The sequence below is a fragment of the Flavobacterium sp. GNP001 genome, assembly GCF_054343775.1.
This window is the reverse complement of the sequence record NZ_JBTGUX010000001.1, coordinates 995,297-1,015,566: the sequence shown is the minus strand read 5'-3', so window position 1 is coordinate 1,015,566 and position 20,270 is coordinate 995,297. Positions and strand designations below refer to the sequence as shown.

The 20,270-nt window shown below is 33.7% G+C and carries 13 protein-coding genes and 1 CRISPR repeat array; of the genes, 8 read left to right on the top strand and 5 right to left on the bottom strand.

Features of this window, described 5'->3' with window-relative positions; translation table 11 throughout:
- Position 1 precedes the first annotated feature (1 nt).
- The 6 genes from ACXX8U_RS04280 to cas2 all read left to right on the top strand — a co-directional run bounded on the left by ACXX8U_RS04280 (position 2) and on the right by cas2 (position 6,710).
- Positions 2-1,633: an OstA-like protein gene (locus ACXX8U_RS04280; RefSeq protein ID WP_458564759.1), complete on the top strand. Its 1,632-nt coding sequence runs from the start codon at positions 2-4 to the stop codon at positions 1,631-1,633.
- A gap of 152 nt (positions 1,634-1,785) precedes the next feature.
- Entirely contained in the window at positions 1,786-2,925 is a 1,140-nt protein-coding gene (locus ACXX8U_RS04275; RefSeq protein WP_458566385.1) for an aspartate aminotransferase family protein, read from the top strand.
- Between the two features lie 217 nt (positions 2,926-3,142).
- Positions 3,143-4,537, top strand: coding sequence for a tetratricopeptide repeat protein (locus ACXX8U_RS04270; RefSeq protein ID WP_458564758.1), 1,395 nt, complete (start codon positions 3,143-3,145; stop codon positions 4,535-4,537).
- Between the two features lie 2 nt (positions 4,538-4,539).
- Positions 4,540-5,289, top strand: coding sequence for a shikimate dehydrogenase family protein (locus tag ACXX8U_RS04265; RefSeq protein ID WP_458564757.1), 750 nt, complete (start codon positions 4,540-4,542; stop codon positions 5,287-5,289).
- Positions 5,290-5,490: 201 nt separating this feature from the next.
- Positions 5,491-6,405 carry a type II CRISPR-associated endonuclease Cas1 gene (gene cas1 / locus ACXX8U_RS04260; protein ID WP_458564756.1) on the top strand — a complete coding sequence of 305 codons (915 nt, stop codon included), beginning with the start codon at positions 5,491-5,493 and terminating at the stop codon, positions 6,403-6,405.
- Positions 6,381-6,710: a CRISPR-associated endonuclease Cas2 gene (gene cas2 / locus ACXX8U_RS04255; protein ID WP_458564755.1), complete on the top strand. Its 330-nt coding sequence runs from the start codon at positions 6,381-6,383 to the stop codon at positions 6,708-6,710. Before cas1 ends, cas2 begins: the two co-directional genes overlap by 25 nt.
- A gap of 153 nt (positions 6,711-6,863) precedes the next feature.
- Positions 6,864-10,917: direct repeats of the CRISPR family, unit length 36 nt; unit sequence AATATCGTGTTTTCTAATCTTTAATCAAACCACAAC.
- Between the two features lie 74 nt (positions 10,918-10,991).
- On the opposite strand, the gene ACXX8U_RS04250 is transcribed toward cas2, so the two are convergent.
- From ACXX8U_RS04250 to cas9, 3 genes are read right to left on the bottom strand one after another with little or no spacing between them, the layout of a single operon-like run.
- Positions 10,992-11,267 (bottom strand): type II toxin-antitoxin system RelE/ParE family toxin, encoded by a 276-nt coding sequence (locus ACXX8U_RS04250; protein WP_458564754.1) that lies wholly within the window; start codon positions 11,265-11,267, stop codon positions 10,992-10,994.
- Positions 11,260-11,499 carry a ribbon-helix-helix domain-containing protein gene (locus ACXX8U_RS04245; protein ID WP_113988202.1) on the bottom strand — a complete coding sequence of 80 codons (240 nt, stop codon included), beginning with the start codon at positions 11,497-11,499 and terminating at the stop codon, positions 11,260-11,262. The genes ACXX8U_RS04250 and ACXX8U_RS04245 overlap by 8 nt, the downstream gene beginning before the upstream one ends.
- A 45-nt stretch (positions 11,500-11,544) precedes the next feature.
- Positions 11,545-14,997 (bottom strand): type II CRISPR RNA-guided endonuclease Cas9, encoded by a 3,453-nt coding sequence (cas9, locus tag ACXX8U_RS04240; protein ID WP_458564753.1) that lies wholly within the window; start codon positions 14,995-14,997, stop codon positions 11,545-11,547.
- 460 nt (positions 14,998-15,457) lie between these two features.
- Here cas9 and ACXX8U_RS04235 point away from each other — a divergent pair, with 460 nt between their 5' ends.
- A complete protein-coding gene (locus tag ACXX8U_RS04235; protein WP_458564752.1) occupies positions 15,458-17,389 on the top strand; it encodes a DUF349 domain-containing protein in 1,932 nt (643 codons plus the stop codon).
- A gap of 142 nt (positions 17,390-17,531) precedes the next feature.
- Positions 17,532-18,896 (top strand): oxygen-independent coproporphyrinogen III oxidase, encoded by a 1,365-nt coding sequence (gene hemN, locus ACXX8U_RS04230; RefSeq protein ID WP_458564751.1) that lies wholly within the window; start codon positions 17,532-17,534, stop codon positions 18,894-18,896.
- Between the two features lie 74 nt (positions 18,897-18,970).
- Here hemN and ACXX8U_RS04225 read toward each other — a convergent pair whose 3' ends face one another.
- Positions 18,971-19,672 (bottom strand): sulfite exporter TauE/SafE family protein, encoded by a 702-nt coding sequence (locus ACXX8U_RS04225; protein ID WP_458564750.1) that lies wholly within the window; start codon positions 19,670-19,672, stop codon positions 18,971-18,973.
- Between the two features lie 71 nt (positions 19,673-19,743).
- Complete coding sequence (locus ACXX8U_RS04220) at positions 19,744-20,256, bottom strand: FixH family protein (protein ID WP_458564749.1); 513 nt, start codon at positions 20,254-20,256, stop codon at positions 19,744-19,746.
- Between the last annotated feature and the right edge of the window lie 14 nt (positions 20,257-20,270).

Sequence of the window (20,270 nt, the reverse complement as noted above, 5' to 3'; positions counted from 1 at the left end):
TTTGAAAAAATTGCTGCTTTTTGCTCGCTTTGCTTTCCTATTTTTGGTTAGCAGCACCCTTTTGGCACAAGCTCCCAAAAAAATAATTATCGAAAATGCTGATTTTTCAGATGTGAATCAAGTTGAAGTTCCTGATGCTGTTTTGTTGATAGGGAATGTTCGTGTGAATCACGACGGCATCGTGCTCACCTGCAACAAAGCCTACTATTTCGAGAAAGAAAAATACATCAAAGCCTTTGGAAATGTACAAATGGTTCAAGGAGATACATTATTCTTGAACAGTAAATATGCTGAATACAATGGCATGGTAAAAAAAGCCTATGCTTCGGGAGAGGCTGTCATGAGTTCGCCTAACGCCACTTTAATGACTGAAGTTCTTAATTTTGACCGTAACATTCAAGAGGTGTATTACGACACACCCGGCACTATCATCAATAAAGACAATACGCTGAAGAGTAATTCTGGGCGGTATTACGTTGAGGAAAAAAAGTTTCAATTTTTAACGGCTGTTAGCATCACCAATCCTACCTACGTTATCAAGTCGAATCACTTGGATTATTTTAGTAACTCTGGCCACTCCTATTTGTTAGGACCATCAACAATCACTAGTAAAGCCAACTATATTTATACTGAAAAAGGTTTTTACGATACTAAAAAAAACCTCGCGCATTTTTTAAACAAATCCTATATCAGGTATGACGATCGGTTAATAAAAGGAGATAGTTTGTACTACGACAGAAACCGTGAATTTGCATCGGCTAGTAGAAACGTAAAAATAACCGACTCTATAAATCGCGGAATAGTCAGAGGACATTACGCTGAAGTTTACAAAAAACTAGACTCCATGTTTGTTACCAAAAGAGCGGTTGCGGTGAATTTTGTAGAAAATGACTCGGTTTACATTCACGGAAAAAAATTAATGGTGACAGGGAAAGAGGGAAATCGAATTATTAGAGCTTTTAACAATGTTCGGTTTTTCAAAAAAGATATGAGTGGTAAATGTGATTCGATTCATTCTAGCTCAAAGACTGCTTTAACAAAACTCATTGGAAATCCGATTTTGTGGAACGCTGAAAACCAAATCACGGGCGATGTCATGCATTTGATTGGTAACAACAAAACAGAAAAGTTGGATTCGCTTAAAGTTCTCGAAAATACGTTTATTGTCTCCAAAGACACCATTGGTACTGGATACAATCAAGTCAAAGGGCAAAATTTATACGGAAAATTTGAGGAAGGAAAACTGCACGATGTAGATGTAGTAAAAAATACTGAAGTCATTTATTACATGCGTAATGACGATCAAGAATTGATAGGTATTAATAAAAATAAAAGCAGTAAAATCAATTTGATTTTAGAAAACAATGAAGTAGAAACCATAACTTTTTTCCAACAAGTTGACGGCGATATTTTTCCTGAAAAAGAATTACCTGAAAACGCTCGAATTCTGCGAGGTTTTGTTTGGCGTGGCGATGAACGCATCAAATCAAAAGATGATATTTTTCCGCCAGAAGAAAATATCGACAATGATAAAATTGAAAAGGCTTTAAAAACTGCAATAGCCAAGAAAAATGTTCCATTGAAAACTAGGAAAGAAACGCTGAATTATGACAAAAAGAAGACTAAGAAATAGTCGCAGTGGGCAGTCGCAGTGAACAGTGGCAGTAAGCAGTCACAGTTTACAGTTAGCTAGATCAAAAAATCATCAAATAAACGATTAAACAATAATTTGTGAAGACAGATTTTTTAACATACCAAGCTCAAACTTCTCCGTATCCGCTAGGAATGGAAATATCGCATGCGGTAGGAAGCTATATTTACAATACAAATCAACAAAAATACCTTGACTTTGTAGCAGGCGTTTCAGCTTGTTCACTTGGTCATCAACACCCACGAGTGAACCAAGCTATTAAAGATCAGCTAGACAAATATTCACACGTGATGGTTTATGGCGAATACGCTCAAAGTCCAGCCGTAGAATATTGCAAACTTATGGCATCCCTTCTACCCGATCCATTAGATACCACCTATTTAGTAAATTCAGGTACAGAGGCAATCGAAGGTGCGCTAAAATTGGCCCGAAGAGTTACGGGGCGCAGTCAGCTAATATCCTGCCACAACGCCTATCATGGTAATACAATGGGATCGTTGAGCGTGATGGGATTTGAAGAACGCAAACAAGTTTTCAGACCGCTGATTCCTGATGTAGATTTTATTACCTTTAATAACGAAGCCGATTTAGAAAAAATTACCACCAAAACAGCTGGGATTTTACTAGAAACCATTCAAGGAGGAGCCGGTTTTATACAACCAGAGAACGATTTTTTACAAAAAGTACGTGCTCGTTGTAACGAGGTTGGCGCATTATTAATTTTAGATGAAATCCAACCTGGATTTGGTCGTACAGGAAAACTGTTTGGTTTTGAACATTACAATGCAATTCCGGATATTGTAGTCATGGGTAAAGGAATGGGTGGCGGCATGCCGGTGGGCGCATTTACAGCTTCTGCTGAAATGATGAAACTTTTGAGTCACAACCCTAAACTAGGACATATAACTACTTTTGGAGGACATCCTGTCATTGCGGCAGCTTGTTTGGCTACTTTGAAAGAAATTACAGAGACAAATTTAATGGCCGAAGCGCTTGAGAAGGAAAAGCTGTTTCGCTCGCTTTTGGTACACCCTTTGATACAAGAAGTAAGAGGAAAAGGATTGATGCTGGCCGCAATGACCGCAGATCCAGAAATAACAAACGAAGTAATTTTAACCTGTCAAGACAGAGGATTGATTTTATTTTGGTTACTTTTTGAAGGATGTGCTATCAGAATCACACCTCCATTAACCATTTCTGAAGATGAAATACGCGAAGGTTGCACCATCATTTTAGAAGTTATGGATGAAATCCATACCCGAAATAACAAATAAAAACGGAAAAGCTTAAACAAGTTCAAGTTTGATGTCAGGCAGAAAATGATTAAACTATTTAACCGAAGAGTTAAAAGGCTAATATTCCAAATAGCTTTCTCTGACGATACAAAACTACAAAGGCGTGTTAATTAAATTGTTCACAACAATTTGACAGAGCAACCTCAGTACAAAACCGAATACCTAATTTTAGGTAAGTCAATTAAAAACACAAAGTATGCAATTAAGCAACGAAGAAGAAGACTATAACTTATCTCTTTCCAAATTTGAATCGATGCTGAAAACCAACAAGGTTTTCTTTTTTGACTCAGAAGAATTTGAAGAAATAATCCTGCATTATCTTGATATGGGCAAGGCTTCTTTGGCAAAAAAAGCACTCAAATTAGCCCTAGAACAACACCCTAGATCAACTGGTTTAAAGTTGGTTCAAGTGGAAATGTTGGTCTACGATGACAAACTAGAATTGGCTGAAAAATTGCTGAACGAATTGTATGCTATTGAACCTAATAACGAGGAAATTTACATCCAAAAAGCAAATATTTGTTCCAAAAGAGACCAACACGAAAAAGCAGTTGAATTGCTTAAAATTGCTTTACAATACACCGATGATTTGGCTGATGTGTACAACTTAATTGGAATGGAGTACCTTTTTATGGATAATTTTGAATTGGCAAAAACAAACTTCATCAATTGTTTAGAGGAAGATCTTGAAGATCAATCGGCGTTGTACAACGTAGTGTATTGCTTTGAGTTTTTGGACCAAAATCAAGATGCAATCGCGTTTTTAAAAAGCTATATCGACAAAAAACCATATAGCGAAATTGCTTGGCACCAATTAGGTCGCTTGCATTACAGTGAAAAAGAATACCAAGATGCCATTCGCGCCTTTGAATATGCTACGCTAATTGATGACGAATTTTTAGGTGCTTTTATGGAAAAAGCCAAAGCCTACGAACGACTCAAAAAATACGAAGAAGCCATTGAAAGTTATACGCGTACCATCGAATTGGATGATGCTACTTCTTATGCTTTGTTGCGATTAGGGAAATGCCACGAAAAATTAGGCAATAGTGCCTTGGCAATCAAATTTTACAACCAAACCGTACACGAAGACCCTTTGTTAGATAAAGGTTGGATTGCCATTACTGATTTTTATGTTCGATTAAAAAATTATCAAAAAGCATTGTTTTTTGTCAATAAAGCGTTGGCAATTGACAATCAAAACCGCTTGTATTGGAAACGTTACGCGAGTATCAACAAGCAAATGAACTTTTTTGAAGAAGCAGAATTTGGCTATCGAAAAGCGGTTGAATTTGGAGAAACCGGCTTAGAAACTTGGCTTTTTTGGGTAGATATTTTGCAGTTTTTAGGCGAATTTGAGAGTGCCGTGCAAACTTTATTGCAAGCCTCTGAGTATTTCCCAGAAGAAAACGAAATAGAATACCGCTTGGCTGGAATTTATTACATGATTTCTGATGCGACTAAAGCTAAGTTTCATTTGAGCAATGGATTGCGCTTGAATTTTGAAAATCATACCCTTCTTGAGGAATTATTCCCGGTGGTTTGGGCCAAAAAATCTGTGCAAAACTATATTGCTAAAAATAGAAAATAAAGATGAGTGAATTGCTTCGTAAACGTTTTGGGTTATTAGGACGCAACATTAGCTATTCTTTTTCGAAAGGATATTTTACAGAAAAATTTGCCAACCCAAATTTTGAAGGTCACAGTTACGAGAATTTTGATATTACTACGATTGAAGAATTTCCAGAAGTTATAAGCAACAACAAAGATTTAAAAGGTCTAAATGTAACCATTCCGTACAAAGAGGCGATCATTCCTTACTTGCAAAAACTATCTAAAAAAGCAGCTCAAATTGGTGCTGTGAACACCATCAAAATCACAAAAAAAGGAAATTTAAAAGGCTACAATACGGATTATTTTGGTTTTAAAAAATCACTAGAACCCTTGTTGCAACCTAACCACAAAAAAGCGTTAATTTTAGGTACAGGCGGCGCCTCAAAAGGAGTAGCATTTGCGCTAGAGGAACTCGATATTCCGTTCACTTTTGTTTCTCGTGAAAGTAAGGAAAACAGTATTGGATATGAGTTGATCAATGCAACTACTTTTGATAACTACCAAATCATCATCAACGCAACTCCCGTAGGTACGAGTCCAAACACCGATGTGTGCCCTGATTTGCCTTATGAATTTTTCACGGCAAAACACATTGCTTACGATTTAATTTACAATCCAGCAGAAACGCTATTTCTAAAAAAAGCGGCGGCACAAGGCGCACAAACCAAAAATGGTTTAGACATGCTGATTTTTCAGGCTGAAAAAGCTTGGAAGATTTGGAATAGGTAAACACTCTCACTTAGATTAAAATATCAAGACATACCACTTCCTTTACGTTGTGATCCATCAAAGGATGTTAAAACACAATTTAAAGAGAGCTTTTTTGTGTTAAAAATAACGTAAGCATATACTGTACGAAGTTTATTTCAAAAATTATTTCTTAAATTTAACTAGCAATAAAACAGTTACTTAAATTTAAGATTTTAAATTATGATCAAAAGAACAATTCTAATCGAAAATAAATCTTCAATTACAACCAAAAACCAACAACTTGTAATTAAAACCGAAATTAGAGAAAGTACCATCCCAATTGAAGACATTGGCTTTTTGGTACTTGATCATGCTGAAATTTACTTAAGCATTCCCGCGATGAATCTCGTTGTAGAACAAAACACTGCAATTATTATATGTGGCAACAACCATCTACCAAACGGAATGTTACTAAACCTCAACAGCCACCACATCCAGCAAGAAATTTTTAAGAATCAGATCGAGGCATCGATACCGCTGAAAAAAAAATTATGGCAGCAGACAATTGTCGAAAAAATTAAAAATCAGGGTGAACTTTTAAACCGAATTACAGGAGCAAAAAACACATTCGAATTTTTAGCCAGCAAAGTATTAAGCGGTGATACATCCAACATGGAGGGTGTTGCTGCACAACAATATTGGAAAAATTTCCCATTGCCACAACTAGAAAGTGATGGCATCAAAAGAGAGCGTTATGGAGCGTATCCTAATAATTTTTTAAACTACGGATACGCAATTTTAAGAGCCGCCACAGCACGTGCGCTGTCCGGAAGTGGCCTGCTCAATACTTTAGGTATTCATCATAAAAGCAAGTACAATGCCTTTGCCCTTGCAGATGATATTATGGAACCTTTTAGACCGCTTGTTGATCAAAAAGTATACGAAATCATGCAACAACATACAGAGCAAGAACTTACCACCGTCATAAAAGCCGAATTATTGCAACTCCTTACACAAACTGTTTATTTTAATGGCGAGAAAAGTCCGTTGATGGTAGGTTTACAAAAAACGGCAAGCTCCTTGCAACAATGCTTTACTGGAGAACGTAAAAAAATTAAATATCCAGCATTATGGAGCTTAACGGATACCGAATAATGTGGCTATTTGTGTTTTTTGATTTACCAACAGATACCAAAAAAGACAGAAGAAATGCCTCGGGTTTTAGGAATAATTTACTAAAAGATGGTTTTTCGATGATGCAATATTCCGTTTATGTGCGGCATTGTGCCAGTAGCGAAAGCGCAGATGTGCATGAAAAACGCATACACCGCTTATTGCCACCGCTAGGCAAAGTGAGTATTTTACGAATTACAGACAAGCAATTTGGTAATATTTTAAATTTTTGGGGCCAAGCCGAAGTACCCAAAGCACCACAACCCACACAGCTCGAACTGTTCTAAATTTCCCCGCCACTTAAAGGGTGCCCAAAGGACGGGGCGGTTGCGACAAACAAAAAAATGCCTCAATATTGGGTTATCACATCAATAAAGAGGCATTTTTTTAAACGATATTTACTTTTAATTCTATGATAATCAGAAGGTAACAAGCCAACTAATATCGTGTTTTCTAATCTTTAATCAAACCACAACGTAGCTAAAGAACTTGCAGCCGCATCAAAAAATATCGTGTTTTCTAATCTTTAATCAAACCACAACTAATCCAGCAAGAGAATTAGCGAAGTCAAAAATATCGTGTTTTCTAATCTTTAATCAAACCACAACTCGTTTGACCAACCACAAAAAACGTCTCCTAATATCGTGTTTTCTAATCTTTAATCAAACCACAACTGTATTTCAATTTTTATGTCTTCTAAATATAATATCGTGTTTTCTAATCTTTAATCAAACCACAACGTTGCTTGGCAATGTTGCCGAAAACGTAAAAATATCGTGTTTTCTAATCTTTAATCAAACCACAACTATTTCTGCCGTAGTATTGTCATTGTTTCAATATCGTGTTTTCTAATCTTTAATCAAACCACAACTTGTTAGTATCGATTAAATCATCTGTTAAAATATCGTGTTTTCTAATCTTTAATCAAACCACAACGTTGTTTGTATTGATACTGATTTTACGCAAAATATCGTGTTTTCTAATCTTTAATCAAACCACAACGCCTTAACATCTGTTTCAAACGTAACTAATAATATCGTGTTTTCTAATCTTTAATCAAACCACAACTTGGTATCTACTGAAAGGATATTTATAATAATATCGTGTTTTCTAATCTTTAATCAAACCACAACTATCCAACGGCTTATTGCTAATTGCTTGTGAATATCGTGTTTTCTAATCTTTAATCAAACCACAACAATAGCGGTGTTGCAGTAGTTACAGCCACAAATATCGTGTTTTCTAATCTTTAATCAAACCACAACTATCTAACGGCTTATTGCTAATTGCTTGTGAATATCGTGTTTTCTAATCTTTAATCAAACCACAACGTGCAAGTGCTTGAAGAGTTCGCTAGAACAATATCGTGTTTTCTAATCTTTAATCAAACCACAACCTGTTATAAATAATTTTGTCATACTGTTTCAATATCGTGTTTTCTAATCTTTAATCAAACCACAACGAACACAAATGATTATCTAATTTTGTTTGAAATATCGTGTTTTCTAATCTTTAATCAAACCACAACGTTATTTGTATTGATACTGATTTCACTCAAAATATCGTGTTTTCTAATCTTTAATCAAACCACAACATATAAACAGCATCTTCTTTATGTGTTAGGAATATCGTGTTTTCTAATCTTTAATCAAACCACAACAAGAAGATTAGAAAAAACTTTTAAAATACCAATATCGTGTTTTCTAATCTTTAATCAAACCACAACATCATCGCAAAGAATACACAATCAGCAATAAATATCGTGTTTTCTAATCTTTAATCAAACCACAACACAGTAGTACTAATACCTGTTTTACTCAAAAATATCGTGTTTTCTAATCTTTAATCAAACCACAACTACAGAGCACCGTGGCGAGGCTTTCGCTTAAATATCGTGTTTTCTAATCTTTAATCAAACCACAACACGGTTCTGCCTTTCCTCTCTTCGGTGAACAATATCGTGTTTTCTAATCTTTAATCAAACCACAACAATAGTAGCGTTATGAATATCACTTTGCAAAATATCGTGTTTTCTAATCTTTAATCAAACCACAACTCGATATTACCCGGTTGTAACGATCTGGCCAATATCGTGTTTTCTAATCTTTAATCAAACCACAACAAGGTGGATGCAGTAGAAAATATTCGTTATAATATCGTGTTTTCTAATCTTTAATCAAACCACAACGTTGGAGAATGGGATGTTGATATTTTGAATAATATCGTGTTTTCTAATCTTTAATCAAACCACAACGGTGAATGGTTTGATTTAGCATCAAATGATAATATCGTGTTTTCTAATCTTTAATCAAACCACAACTTGTTTAGTAATTCACAAAACTCGATTAAAAATATCGTGTTTTCTAATCTTTAATCAAACCACAACTACGAGCAAACACCAAATGACGCTTTTCATAATATCGTGTTTTCTAATCTTTAATCAAACCACAACTAGTGGCTGTGGCACCAATAGCTTGCAATAAATATCGTGTTTTCTAATCTTTAATCAAACCACAACTTTACAGTGTTGCCTGTCCTGTACTTAATTAATATCGTGTTTTCTAATCTTTAATCAAACCACAACATAGGATACTAAAAGTGTTTAATTTTTAGTAATATCGTGTTTTCTAATCTTTAATCAAACCACAACAAAGCTTCTCCTCTCAATTCCATCAATTTAAATATCGTGTTTTCTAATCTTTAATCAAACCACAACTACATCTTTCGATATATAAAATCTCAGTTAAATATCGTGTTTTCTAATCTTTAATCAAACCACAACGGTCCCGTTGTTACTCCTGCGTGCTTGTGAATATCGTGTTTTCTAATCTTTAATCAAACCACAACGGAGTTTAAGAAGTTTCGACCAACGAACCAATATCGTGTTTTCTAATCTTTAATCAAACCACAACGCATAAACAGAATTCAACAAAGTATCAATTAATATCGTGTTTTCTAATCTTTAATCAAACCACAACGCTAAATTAGCCATCAATGGAAATACCTGAAATATCGTGTTTTCTAATCTTTAATCAAACCACAACGGACCTTATAAAAACCGGTTTTATTATGGAAATATCGTGTTTTCTAATCTTTAATCAAACCACAACTTGAGAGATAGCCAATCACCAACAACTGGTAATATCGTGTTTTCTAATCTTTAATCAAACCACAACGCTTTAACATCTGTTTCAAACGTAACTAATAATATCGTGTTTTCTAATCTTTAATCAAACCACAACGCATCGTTAATGTGATCCAAACCACTCGTTAATATCGTGTTTTCTAATCTTTAATCAAACCACAACGAGCCGTTGCCCCTAGTGCGCATAAAAATAAATATCGTGTTTTCTAATCTTTAATCAAACCACAACATAAAACATTTTTAATATTCCTTTCAAAACAATATCGTGTTTTCTAATCTTTAATCAAACCACAACTTTCTTTCTACAACGCATTGTTCTTTTTATAATATCGTGTTTTCTAATCTTTAATCAAACCACAACTATGAATCAACAAACAAAACTTTAGTTTCTAATATCGTGTTTTCTAATCTTTAATCAAACCACAACTTAAGCGTACATTTGCTTATGTAATTTAAAAATATCGTGTTTTCTAATCTTTAATCAAACCACAACACAATATGCACATAAATCATTGTGTCGGTGAATATCGTGTTTTCTAATCTTTAATCAAACCACAACTGCTTTTAACATTGCATCGGCAATTCTGTAAATATCGTGTTTTCTAATCTTTAATCAAACCACAACGTTCCAAACGGTTTTAACTTAAAAGGCAATAATATCGTGTTTTCTAATCTTTAATCAAACCACAACCGAACTGATACTATTTTGATACCTCCCTCGAATATCGTGTTTTCTAATCTTTAATCAAACCACAACCAAAGATCCGTATCAATGAGCATAACAATCAATATCGTGTTTTCTAATCTTTAATCAAACCACAACGTTAATTCTCTAGGCTTTAATCTAACAGGAAATATCGTGTTTTCTAATCTTTAATCAAACCACAACAGTTTTCCTATACTAATGTGTTCATTATCAATATCGTGTTTTCTAATCTTTAATCAAACCACAACTCTACATAAGTTTTTGTAGACATCTTTTTAATATCGTGTTTTCTAATCTTTAATCAAACCACAACGTTTTCTCTCTTGCTACATTTTTAGCAAATAATATCGTGTTTTCTAATCTTTAATCAAACCACAACTCAATTGCGAGGTTTTCATACCTTCCATTAAATATCGTGTTTTCTAATCTTTAATCAAACCACAACAGTTGCTCAGCATTTAAGTAGCTTCCGTTTAATATCGTGTTTTCTAATCTTTAATCAAACCACAACATTCTTCAAGAGGTTTAGTTTCTTTTGCTTAATATCGTGTTTTCTAATCTTTAATCAAACCACAACTCACTTGTTGTGCTTAGTAACGTTTCGTTCAATATCGTGTTTTCTAATCTTTAATCAAACCACAACAGAGTGAGCTATCGCCGAAACTCCGTTGTGGTTTGAGCTGTTTAAGAATTTGAAAATCTTATGTCAAAGAACTATTAAAAATTTTGTCTGCCAATGATTGCCATAATTTCAATTTCATCTGCATTGATTTTATAAAAAATGGTATATACACCACAAACACAATAACGATATCCTTTTTTATAATGATTAGCACTGGGAAACAAAAAATGATTTGATGTTATTTTAGAAAAACATTCAAAAAACATTTCGTAATATTTATCTGCTTGTTCTAACCCAAATTGACCAATACCATATTCAAAAATACGAGTTAAATCTTCTTCAACTTGAACATTAAGTTTATAACTATACATTCAATTTTTTCTTAATTTCTGCTAATAATTCTTCTTTTGTTTTGGTGCTAAAACCACTTTTTTCCGCTTTTTCTAATTTCATTCGCACAAATTCTACGTAAGCATCTTGCTCACGTGCTTGCTTAATCAAATAATTTACAGCTTCACTTTTGCTGGTAAACTCTTCGTTGGCTACTTGTTGTTTTAACCATTCATCGTTTTGATTGGCTAATGTGATACTTTGTCTTGCCATGATAATTTAATTTAGTGGTGTAAATATACACCAAATAAAATTGTTTTACAACTTTTGAATTTTCCCAGAAACGGATATTTTAACTTTTATTGGATTAAAAGTAAACCATCCAGTTTTTCCTTCACCAAAACCCCTAATCTGTCTATAATCATCATCAGTAACAGTAGATGATTTATGTTTTCTAAAGAAATAGTCCCCAGATGTTAATTTCTGAACCCTATACAAATGATCTTTCAAATCTTCATAATCTGGATTTTCCCAATTGATTTCATCTTCATTTAACCCTAATAAAAACATATCATTAATATGTAACGTAGTTACCATTTCTTTTCCATCAATTGGTAATTGGTAAGCGGTTTGCCCTGTTCTTTTTCGTTCCACAACGGTCCAGAAAGTAACAACCTCTTCTTTTAAATTTCCTTTATCATCTTTGTAAATTAAAACGTGATGGTTTTTATTGGGGTCAACAAACTGCTTAATTTTGTCATTGACTCTTTCAGCTTTTCCTAAAACTTTTTTAATTCTGACTTTTTTAATTGGAACTGGGACTCTTTCTATATCATTTGGCTCAACTTTATTAAGTCTTGCATATCTTCTACCTTCATTTGGCATAAAGAATGATGTTTCTTTTAAAATTTTATCAATTTTCTCTTTAATCTTTTTCTGTTGATTTTTATCTAAATTCTTAACTTTTGAATTCATCATATTAAAAAATTCAATTTCTGTCGACTCTAATTTTTTGAAAATTTCATTTAAAATTACTTGCTTCAAATTCAAATCGACTATGCTTGTTAATTGAGAAAAACTTAAATTATTTATATCAACTCTATAAACATATTCATCTGATTTACAATTCTTATTTTGCCCATAAACGGTTTCTAAATGCAACTGTCCACGAGCGGCAACTCCAACATTCACATGAGTTTTTTCGTTTTTTTCACACTTATGTGTTCTAACGGTAATATCGTTTGAAACTTTTTTGTGCGACACTAATATTTTATCTACTGAAACTTCCGCATCTTTTCTGAAAGTTTCCCAAGGCAATGGAAAGTTTTTTAATTCAGAATTTCTATTATAACGATTCCATTTTGATAATTCTTGCACATAAGAAATTTTAGTACACGCCATTACTAAAGCATCTACTGCATGATGGCGATGATCTTCTCTTGTTTTCTCATTTTCATCATTTAAAATGTTATTCATTCCCCATTTTTGGCGCAAGTTTGATGTAGCTTGTCCAGGAGAAACCATCACATTTTTACAAACTTTTGACAAATAATTTTTGGCTTCTTTACTGATATATCTTGTATCATTTAATTGACGAGACGAAAAATCATCATCAAATTTAAACTGAATAAAACGTTTGAATTTTTGATAGGCGTTTGGATATTCTTTTGTGTCAGAAAATAATTTCAAGGCACGTTCTTTTATGGATGACCAATTGGCTTGGTCACTTCCGTAGAACTCAAAAGGAGTTTTATTCCCTTTATTTCGATTTTCATCTGCATAGCATAATGTTTTATTCGAAAAACTATCATTCAAAGAACGACTCCAAGGATGAATATGCTCAATTTGAACTTCTCCTGAAAATAATTGTGAAACAGAAATTGGTTTTCCGGTATAAGGACACGTTTTTTTACATTCTTCCCACAACTTATAAAGTAAAATATTATCATGGGTAATTCTCACATCATTTTCACGAAGTCTATCTTTTACCCTATCGTTTTCTCTTTCTAATCGTTTTTGTTCTTTTCGAATTTTATTTCTTTGCGATTTTGAAATTTTCAAATCACGAGCCATTTCCACTTTTATTTCATCAATTGTACCGTGTTCTTCAATTAGCTCATTAACCAATTTTCGCAGTTCAAACAAGGCCGTAATTACAATTGGATTTCTAATCGCTTGAATTTCTTTATCAGCGTCTTTTCCAACTGGTAATTTTTCTAATAATTCAGTAACATCAATAGTAGACGAGTGATGATATAATTTTCGTAATTGATTATCGGAAATATTATAATCATCTCTAAGAATATCTTTGATTATAGCAATAAATCCTCCTTTGTTTTTTGAACGAATAATTTCATAAACATTGTCCGTAAAGAAATCCCTTTTTTCATCAGAAAGTTTATCCCAATTGGAACCAAAAACATTTTTAATTCCACCAAGCACAACAGCAACATCATAAGTAAATCCTAATTTTAAAAATGGTAAAATGTTTGAAATTGCTTTTCTACTCAAACTAGAATAACCGTCTTTTACATTAAATTTTGCTATTGATTCCGCTTGCTCTTCAGTGAAATTCCAATTATTAATGGCATATTCTTTTAAATTAGATTTACTATCAAAGAAATATAATACATGCCAAATATCCTCTTGTTCTTTTTGTGTAAACTCAAACCATTTTTTACCGAAATATTTTTTGTTAGATAAATTTGAAATCGTATGAGTTCCTACTATCTTATCATCATCTTTATAGTTGAATTTGAATTCAGCACTTTCTTTTCCAATTACTTTTCGAATTTTCTTGAATTCTGGTTTTTCATTGGCGTATAAAAAATCTACTATTTTCTCTTTCTCTTCTTCTGAAATTTTCATTCCATTATATTCAACGGTATTCACCCATTGCCAAACTCTAAATTGTTCAAATGGTATAGCACTAATTGGACATTTTGTTTTTGTTGGTTCAAAAGAACAATTCCCTACTAAATGTTTTTGAGAGCGCAAAGGACGTTGATGAAATAATATTCCGTCTTCTTTGTAACCGTCTAATTTTCTACCACCGAATAAGGTTTTTAATTCATCAGTAAGTTCAGTATGAAACTGTGATTGTTTGTTCCAAATCAATTCAAATTCCTCAACGTACATTTTGCGCGTTGTGTATCGATTACGAATGCGTTCCAAACCATCTTGAAAGGGTTGATTTTCTTTTGGATAAATTTCAAACAAATAGGAACCTAACGTTTTATCTTGAATACTATCTTGCGTTTCTGTAATTCCAATTTTACCTTCTTTTGGATTTCCTTTAAAAATAGCTCCGTCATCACTTCCACCTTTTCTACTGTTACTCAAAAATCCACGTCTTTGAATTAAATGATAAAAAATTCTACCAATTTCTTCTAGTGATAATTTTTCATTTAAAGCTTTTTGACGCAACTCGTAGGGATTTAAAGCAAACCAATTAGTTAATTTTTCTCTAGGAAATTCTTTTGTTTTCTTCCAATCTTCAAAATCTTGAGCAACCATTGGACACATTTTATTTTCAGATAGTGCTTTCAATAAAACTTTCTTTCTCAATTTTCTTCTGAAAAATTGTCGTCTTACACCTCTTGCTCCGGTTCGACTTGCATTTTTAGAAATTTCTCCATCACCATCACCTAAATTTTCAACACCCATAGGAAATATTCTACTTCCTACGCCTAAAATTTTATTTTGAACATCATCAATTAATGCCCACCCAATACTATTTGTTCCTAGATCTAATCCTAATATTTTTGTCATCTTAATTTATGTTTTGTAAGAATATTTAAAAGTACAATTAAAATAATTATTCCTTTTACGGTTTTCCGCATTGTAAGTAAAGTATTTTTTGTTTAGGTTTGTACCAGATTAAAACAATTCTAATCTTTAATCTTATCACAATAAGGCTATATGCCGTAGATGAAAATCTTTAGTCCTGCTTCGGTGGGACTTTTTCATTTTATCAAAGTTGTTTTCTTTAATTTTATAACAATAATCCGCCGCGGCGGAGTAGATGAAAATCTTGAGTCCTGCTTCGGTGGGACTTTTTCATTTTATCAAAGTTGTTTTCTTTAATTTTATAACAATAATCCGCCGTGGCGTAGTAGATGAAATCCTTCTTTTGCACTTACATTAAGAAAGTACGTTGTATATTTTGTATTTTCGAACGGCTTTACTACCTTTCGACTTGATTATAAACCACAACTTATACATTGAACCAATGTTAGAAGAACAGAACGATAACCTGTTGCGTACGAAAAACGACACAGATGGAAACACCGCACATCACGAAGCAACTGAACCAACTGTTGCTACTACTGAACCGCAAACGGATACCCAATCACAAGCCGTAGAAGCTATTGCAGCTACTAATGCCGCTGAAAGTGAAGAGGCTACGCCTAATGAGGAATTGCAAATTCCGATGCAAGATTATGAGGCTTTACCATTAGAAGATTTGGTGAGCGCACTAAAAGATTTTGTGAGTAAGGATCAACCTTTGGCCTACAAAGAACACATTGAGGAGATTAAAAAAGCATTTTTGGCTAAATACAATCACTTAATTGAAGAAAAAAGAGCTGCTTTTTTAGCTGAAAATCAAGACCCAACTGAGGATTTTGAATACCACTCGCCACTGAAAGCACAGTTTGATAGCTATTTTTCAAAATACAGAGAACTAAAAAACAATCACTTTAAAAGTGTACAAAATAATTTAAAAGCGAATTTAGAGGAACGTTTGGCTATTGTCGAAGCGCTAAAAGAGCTTATTGACCCACAAGCAAATATCAAGGATATCTTGAAACCCTTTAATGAATTGCGTGAGCGTTGGAAAAATGCGGGTCCGATTCCTAAAGACAAATACAACCATGTTTGGAACAACTACCATTTTCATGTAGAGAATTTTTACGATTATTTGCACCTTGACAGAGAAGCGCGCGACCTTGATTTTAAACACAATTTAGAGCAAAAACAAAAAATTGTAGCGCGTGTAGAAGCCTTGGTTCATGAAGAAGATGTTGCTAAAGCTTTTAGAGAATTACAAGATTTGCACCGTATTTGGAAAGAGGATATTGGTCCTGTTTCACGTGAGCACAGAGAAAGTATTTGGAATCGTTTTAGTGAACTTACTAAACAAATGCACGATAAAAGAGAACTTTTGTTTGAAAACCAACGTGCAATTGAAAATGATAATTTGAAACGCAAAGAGGAAATTATTGCGCAAATTGAAGTCTTGGCTACAGAAAAAGTAGAGGCTCATACGCAATGGCTGGCACAGATTGCAAAAGTGGAAGCTTTGAGAAACGCCTTTTTTGAGGCAGGAAAAGTCCCTGCTGAAGTCAACGAAGCTACTTGGAACCGTTTTAAAACGGCAGTTCGCAACTTCAATACATTTAAGAATTCGTTTTACAAAGACATCAAAAAAGACCAAAACGACAATTTGAATAAAAAATTGGCTTTGGTTGCCAAAGCACAAGAGCTTCAAGAAAGCACTGACTTTGCTGCTACCACACCTATCATGAAGCAAATTCAAGAAGAATGGAAAACTATTGGTCATGTGCCAAGAAAACATTCTGAGAAAATTTGGAAAGATTTTAGAGCGGCTTGCAACCACTATTTTGATCAATTGAAAGCACACCAAAACGACGAAAATAACGAAGAGGTTGTTGCTTTTGAAAATAAGAAAAATTATTTAGAGGGCTTGCGCACTTTTGAACTATCAGGAGAGCACAAAGCCGATTTAGATGCTATTAAATTACATATTGAAACTTGGAAAAACTTTGGTAAAGTACCGTTCCCAAGAAGACATATTGAAGGCAAATTCAATAAAATATTAGATGCTCTTTTTGAAAAATTAAGTTTGAGTAAAAAAGATACTGATATGATGCGTTTTGCTAACAGAATGGATCAATTGTCAGAAAGTAATGATAGCCGTAAACTGGATAGCGAGAAGATTTTTATCATGCGCAAAATAGAAGAAGTTCAGAATGAAATTTTTCAATTGGAAAACAACATTCAGTTTTTTACCAATACTAAAAATGCCAAAAAAGAAAATTCAATTGTGCTAGAGGTTCGTAAAAACATCGCTATTCACAAAGAAGGTCTTGAAGTTTGGAAAGAAAAACTAAAACAATTAAAAAGTATTACTATCGAGTAAGTCTTTTTTGAAAAGTTATTTAAAAAGGTTGTCTGTACTAGACAGCCTTTTTTTGTGGATAGTAAAAACAGCATACATGACAATTATCATTTTAATAATTGTGGAATCACTATACTTTTGAGATCAATAAAACGATTTCAAAATGCAAAATTCCTTACTTCAAAAATATAATGTTCCCGGCCCTAGATATACGAGCTACCCTACTGTTCCGTATTGGGATGAGTCTCTTTTTAATGAGCAAATTTGGACCCAAACAGTAAAGCAATCCTTTGCAGAGAGCAATGACACCGAAGGGATTAGTCTATACATTCACTTGCCCTTTTGCGAAAGTTTATGCACTTTTTGCGGCTGCAACAAACGCATTACTAAAAATCATGATGTAGAACATCCATACATTGAAGCTTTGTTGCGTGAGTGGCGCTTGTATTGTAAAATTCTTGGCAAAAAACCTACTGTCAAAGAGATTCACTTGGGCGGTGGCACACCTACTTTTTTTTCTACCAAAAATTTAGAAGATTTAATTAATGGTGTTTTTTCGCAAGCCAATAAAGCAATCGACTATGAATTTAGTTTTGAAGGACATCCAAACAATACCAGCTACGCCCATTTGCAAAAGCTATATGATTTGGGTTTTAGAAGAGTGAGTTTTGGAGTTCAGGATTACTCTCAAAAAGTTCAAAAGGCAATACACCGCATACAGCCATTTCATCATGTGGCTAAAGTGACGCTTTGGGCTCGCGAAATTGGGTACACATCCATAGGTCATGACATTATTTTTGGTTTGCCTTTTCAAGAGTTAGAAGATGTGGTAGATACTATTGAAAAAACAAATTCATTACAGCCTGACCGATTGGCTTTTTACAGTTATGCGCACGTTCCTTGGATAAAGGGTAACGGGCAACGCGGTTTTAAGGACGAAGATATTCCGAAAGACCATAAAAAGAGAATGCTTTATGAAACTGGTAAAAAATTGTTGCACAAAAATGGTTATCATGAAATTGGCATGGATCATTTTGCATTAAAAACAGATGCCCTACACCAGGCTTTCCAAAATGGTAGCTTACATCGCAATTTCATGGGATATAGCGCTTCAAAAACACGATTAATGATTGGTTTAGGCGTTTCGTCAATAAGTGATAGTTGGTACGGTTTTGCACAAAATGTAAAAAACTTAGAAGATTATTACCAGCTTTTAGAATGGAATAAATTGCCTATTTTTAGAGGTCATGCGTTAACAAAAGAAGACCTCATCATACGTCAACACATCTTAAATTTGATGTGCCAATTTGAAACATCTTGGAGCGAAAACGACCTTTATTTTGATGAAATACCTGAAATACTCTTTCAATTGCACGAAATGGAACAAGACGGATTGTTGCAAATAAAAAATAATGGTATTACAGTTACAGAAAAAGGAAAACCTTATGTTCGTAATGTTTGTATGGCATTTGATTTGAGATTAAAACGAAAAGCTCCTGAAACCGAATTGTTTTCGATGACAATATAAGGTTACCCTTTTTTGCTAAATATAAGAAAGCACGCTGTAGTAAGCGTGCTTTTTTTATGGAAAATAAAACCCAACTAATGACAATTGGGGCTAGCTTGTATGAATAAACTTGTAGTTGCTGGAGAAAGATAGGGAATACCTAAGCCAAGACCACGCAAGACAAATAAGCAAGCAATAGCGACCACCACATAAGGAACAGCTTTTTGAATTCGGTTTCGAATAGCAGTTGTTAAAAACACATTAACATAAAGCACGCAACTCATGAGTGGTATCGTTCCTATGCCGAAAAGTATCATATACAGTACTCCCAAACTTGCGCTCTGCATGGCAATGGCTCCAAATAAAGCTACATAAACCATTCCGCAAGGCAAAAAACCATTAAGCAAACCAATAGTATAAAATGAGCGGTAACTCTTGTTTTTGAATTGGCTACCGAGAGCGGTCTTAATTTTAGAAATTATTTTAAAAACCGGTTTTGAAAAATTGTACTTCGACAACAATTTTTCTGGAATAAGTACTAACGCTATCATTGACAAACCAATGAATAAAGATAAATTTTGCTGAAAACCAGCCATAAAAAATCCTTTGCCAAGTAAGCCAAAAACAAGTCCGATTGAAGCATAGGCTGTTAACCTTCCCAAATTATAGATTAGAATCTGAATTGTTTTTTTAGCGGAATTGCTTCGATCAACAGGTAACATTAATGCTATTGGTCCGCACATCCCTATACAATGAAAACTACTGATTATACCAAAAAGAAAGGCAGTGTAAAGCATTTTTAGAGTATGATGTCATAAAGTCAAAAGTCTTAAAGTCATTTACTAACTTTCTACTTTTGACTTTAAAACTAATTGAAATAAATCGTTTCTTTTGACAAATAAGATTTTCCTTTATATTGCCATTCCATATTAATGTCCCATCGACCGCCTGCCAAACTTTTTTTAGGTATGAGCAAAGTAGTGGCATTAGATAGTGAAATTGGAACTTCAAAATCTAATTTTTTGTTAGACGGTCTGTACAGGGACACTTTTCCAGTTACATCTTTGGCAATAAAATCTTCAGGAAAAATAATTTCAATTCCGCTTGAAACCGTGTTAATAATCGGTTTTTGAGCCAAGTTGGTTGCGTTTTCTATGCGAGTCATTTCTTCGCCAAAATGCGCATCATGTTTATAATACTCTTCAACAACTAATTCATTGTCATACTTTGAGTCGGATTGTACTGTAAAAACAAAATACAAAATAAACGTCATAAATAACCCAAAAGCAATTACGACTCCCGTTCCCCAACCAATACCCTTGAACTTTAACGAAGAAACCTGAGCTGTGCTCTTGCTTTCCTTTCCTATTTGATTTTCCATATTGCTTCTATTTT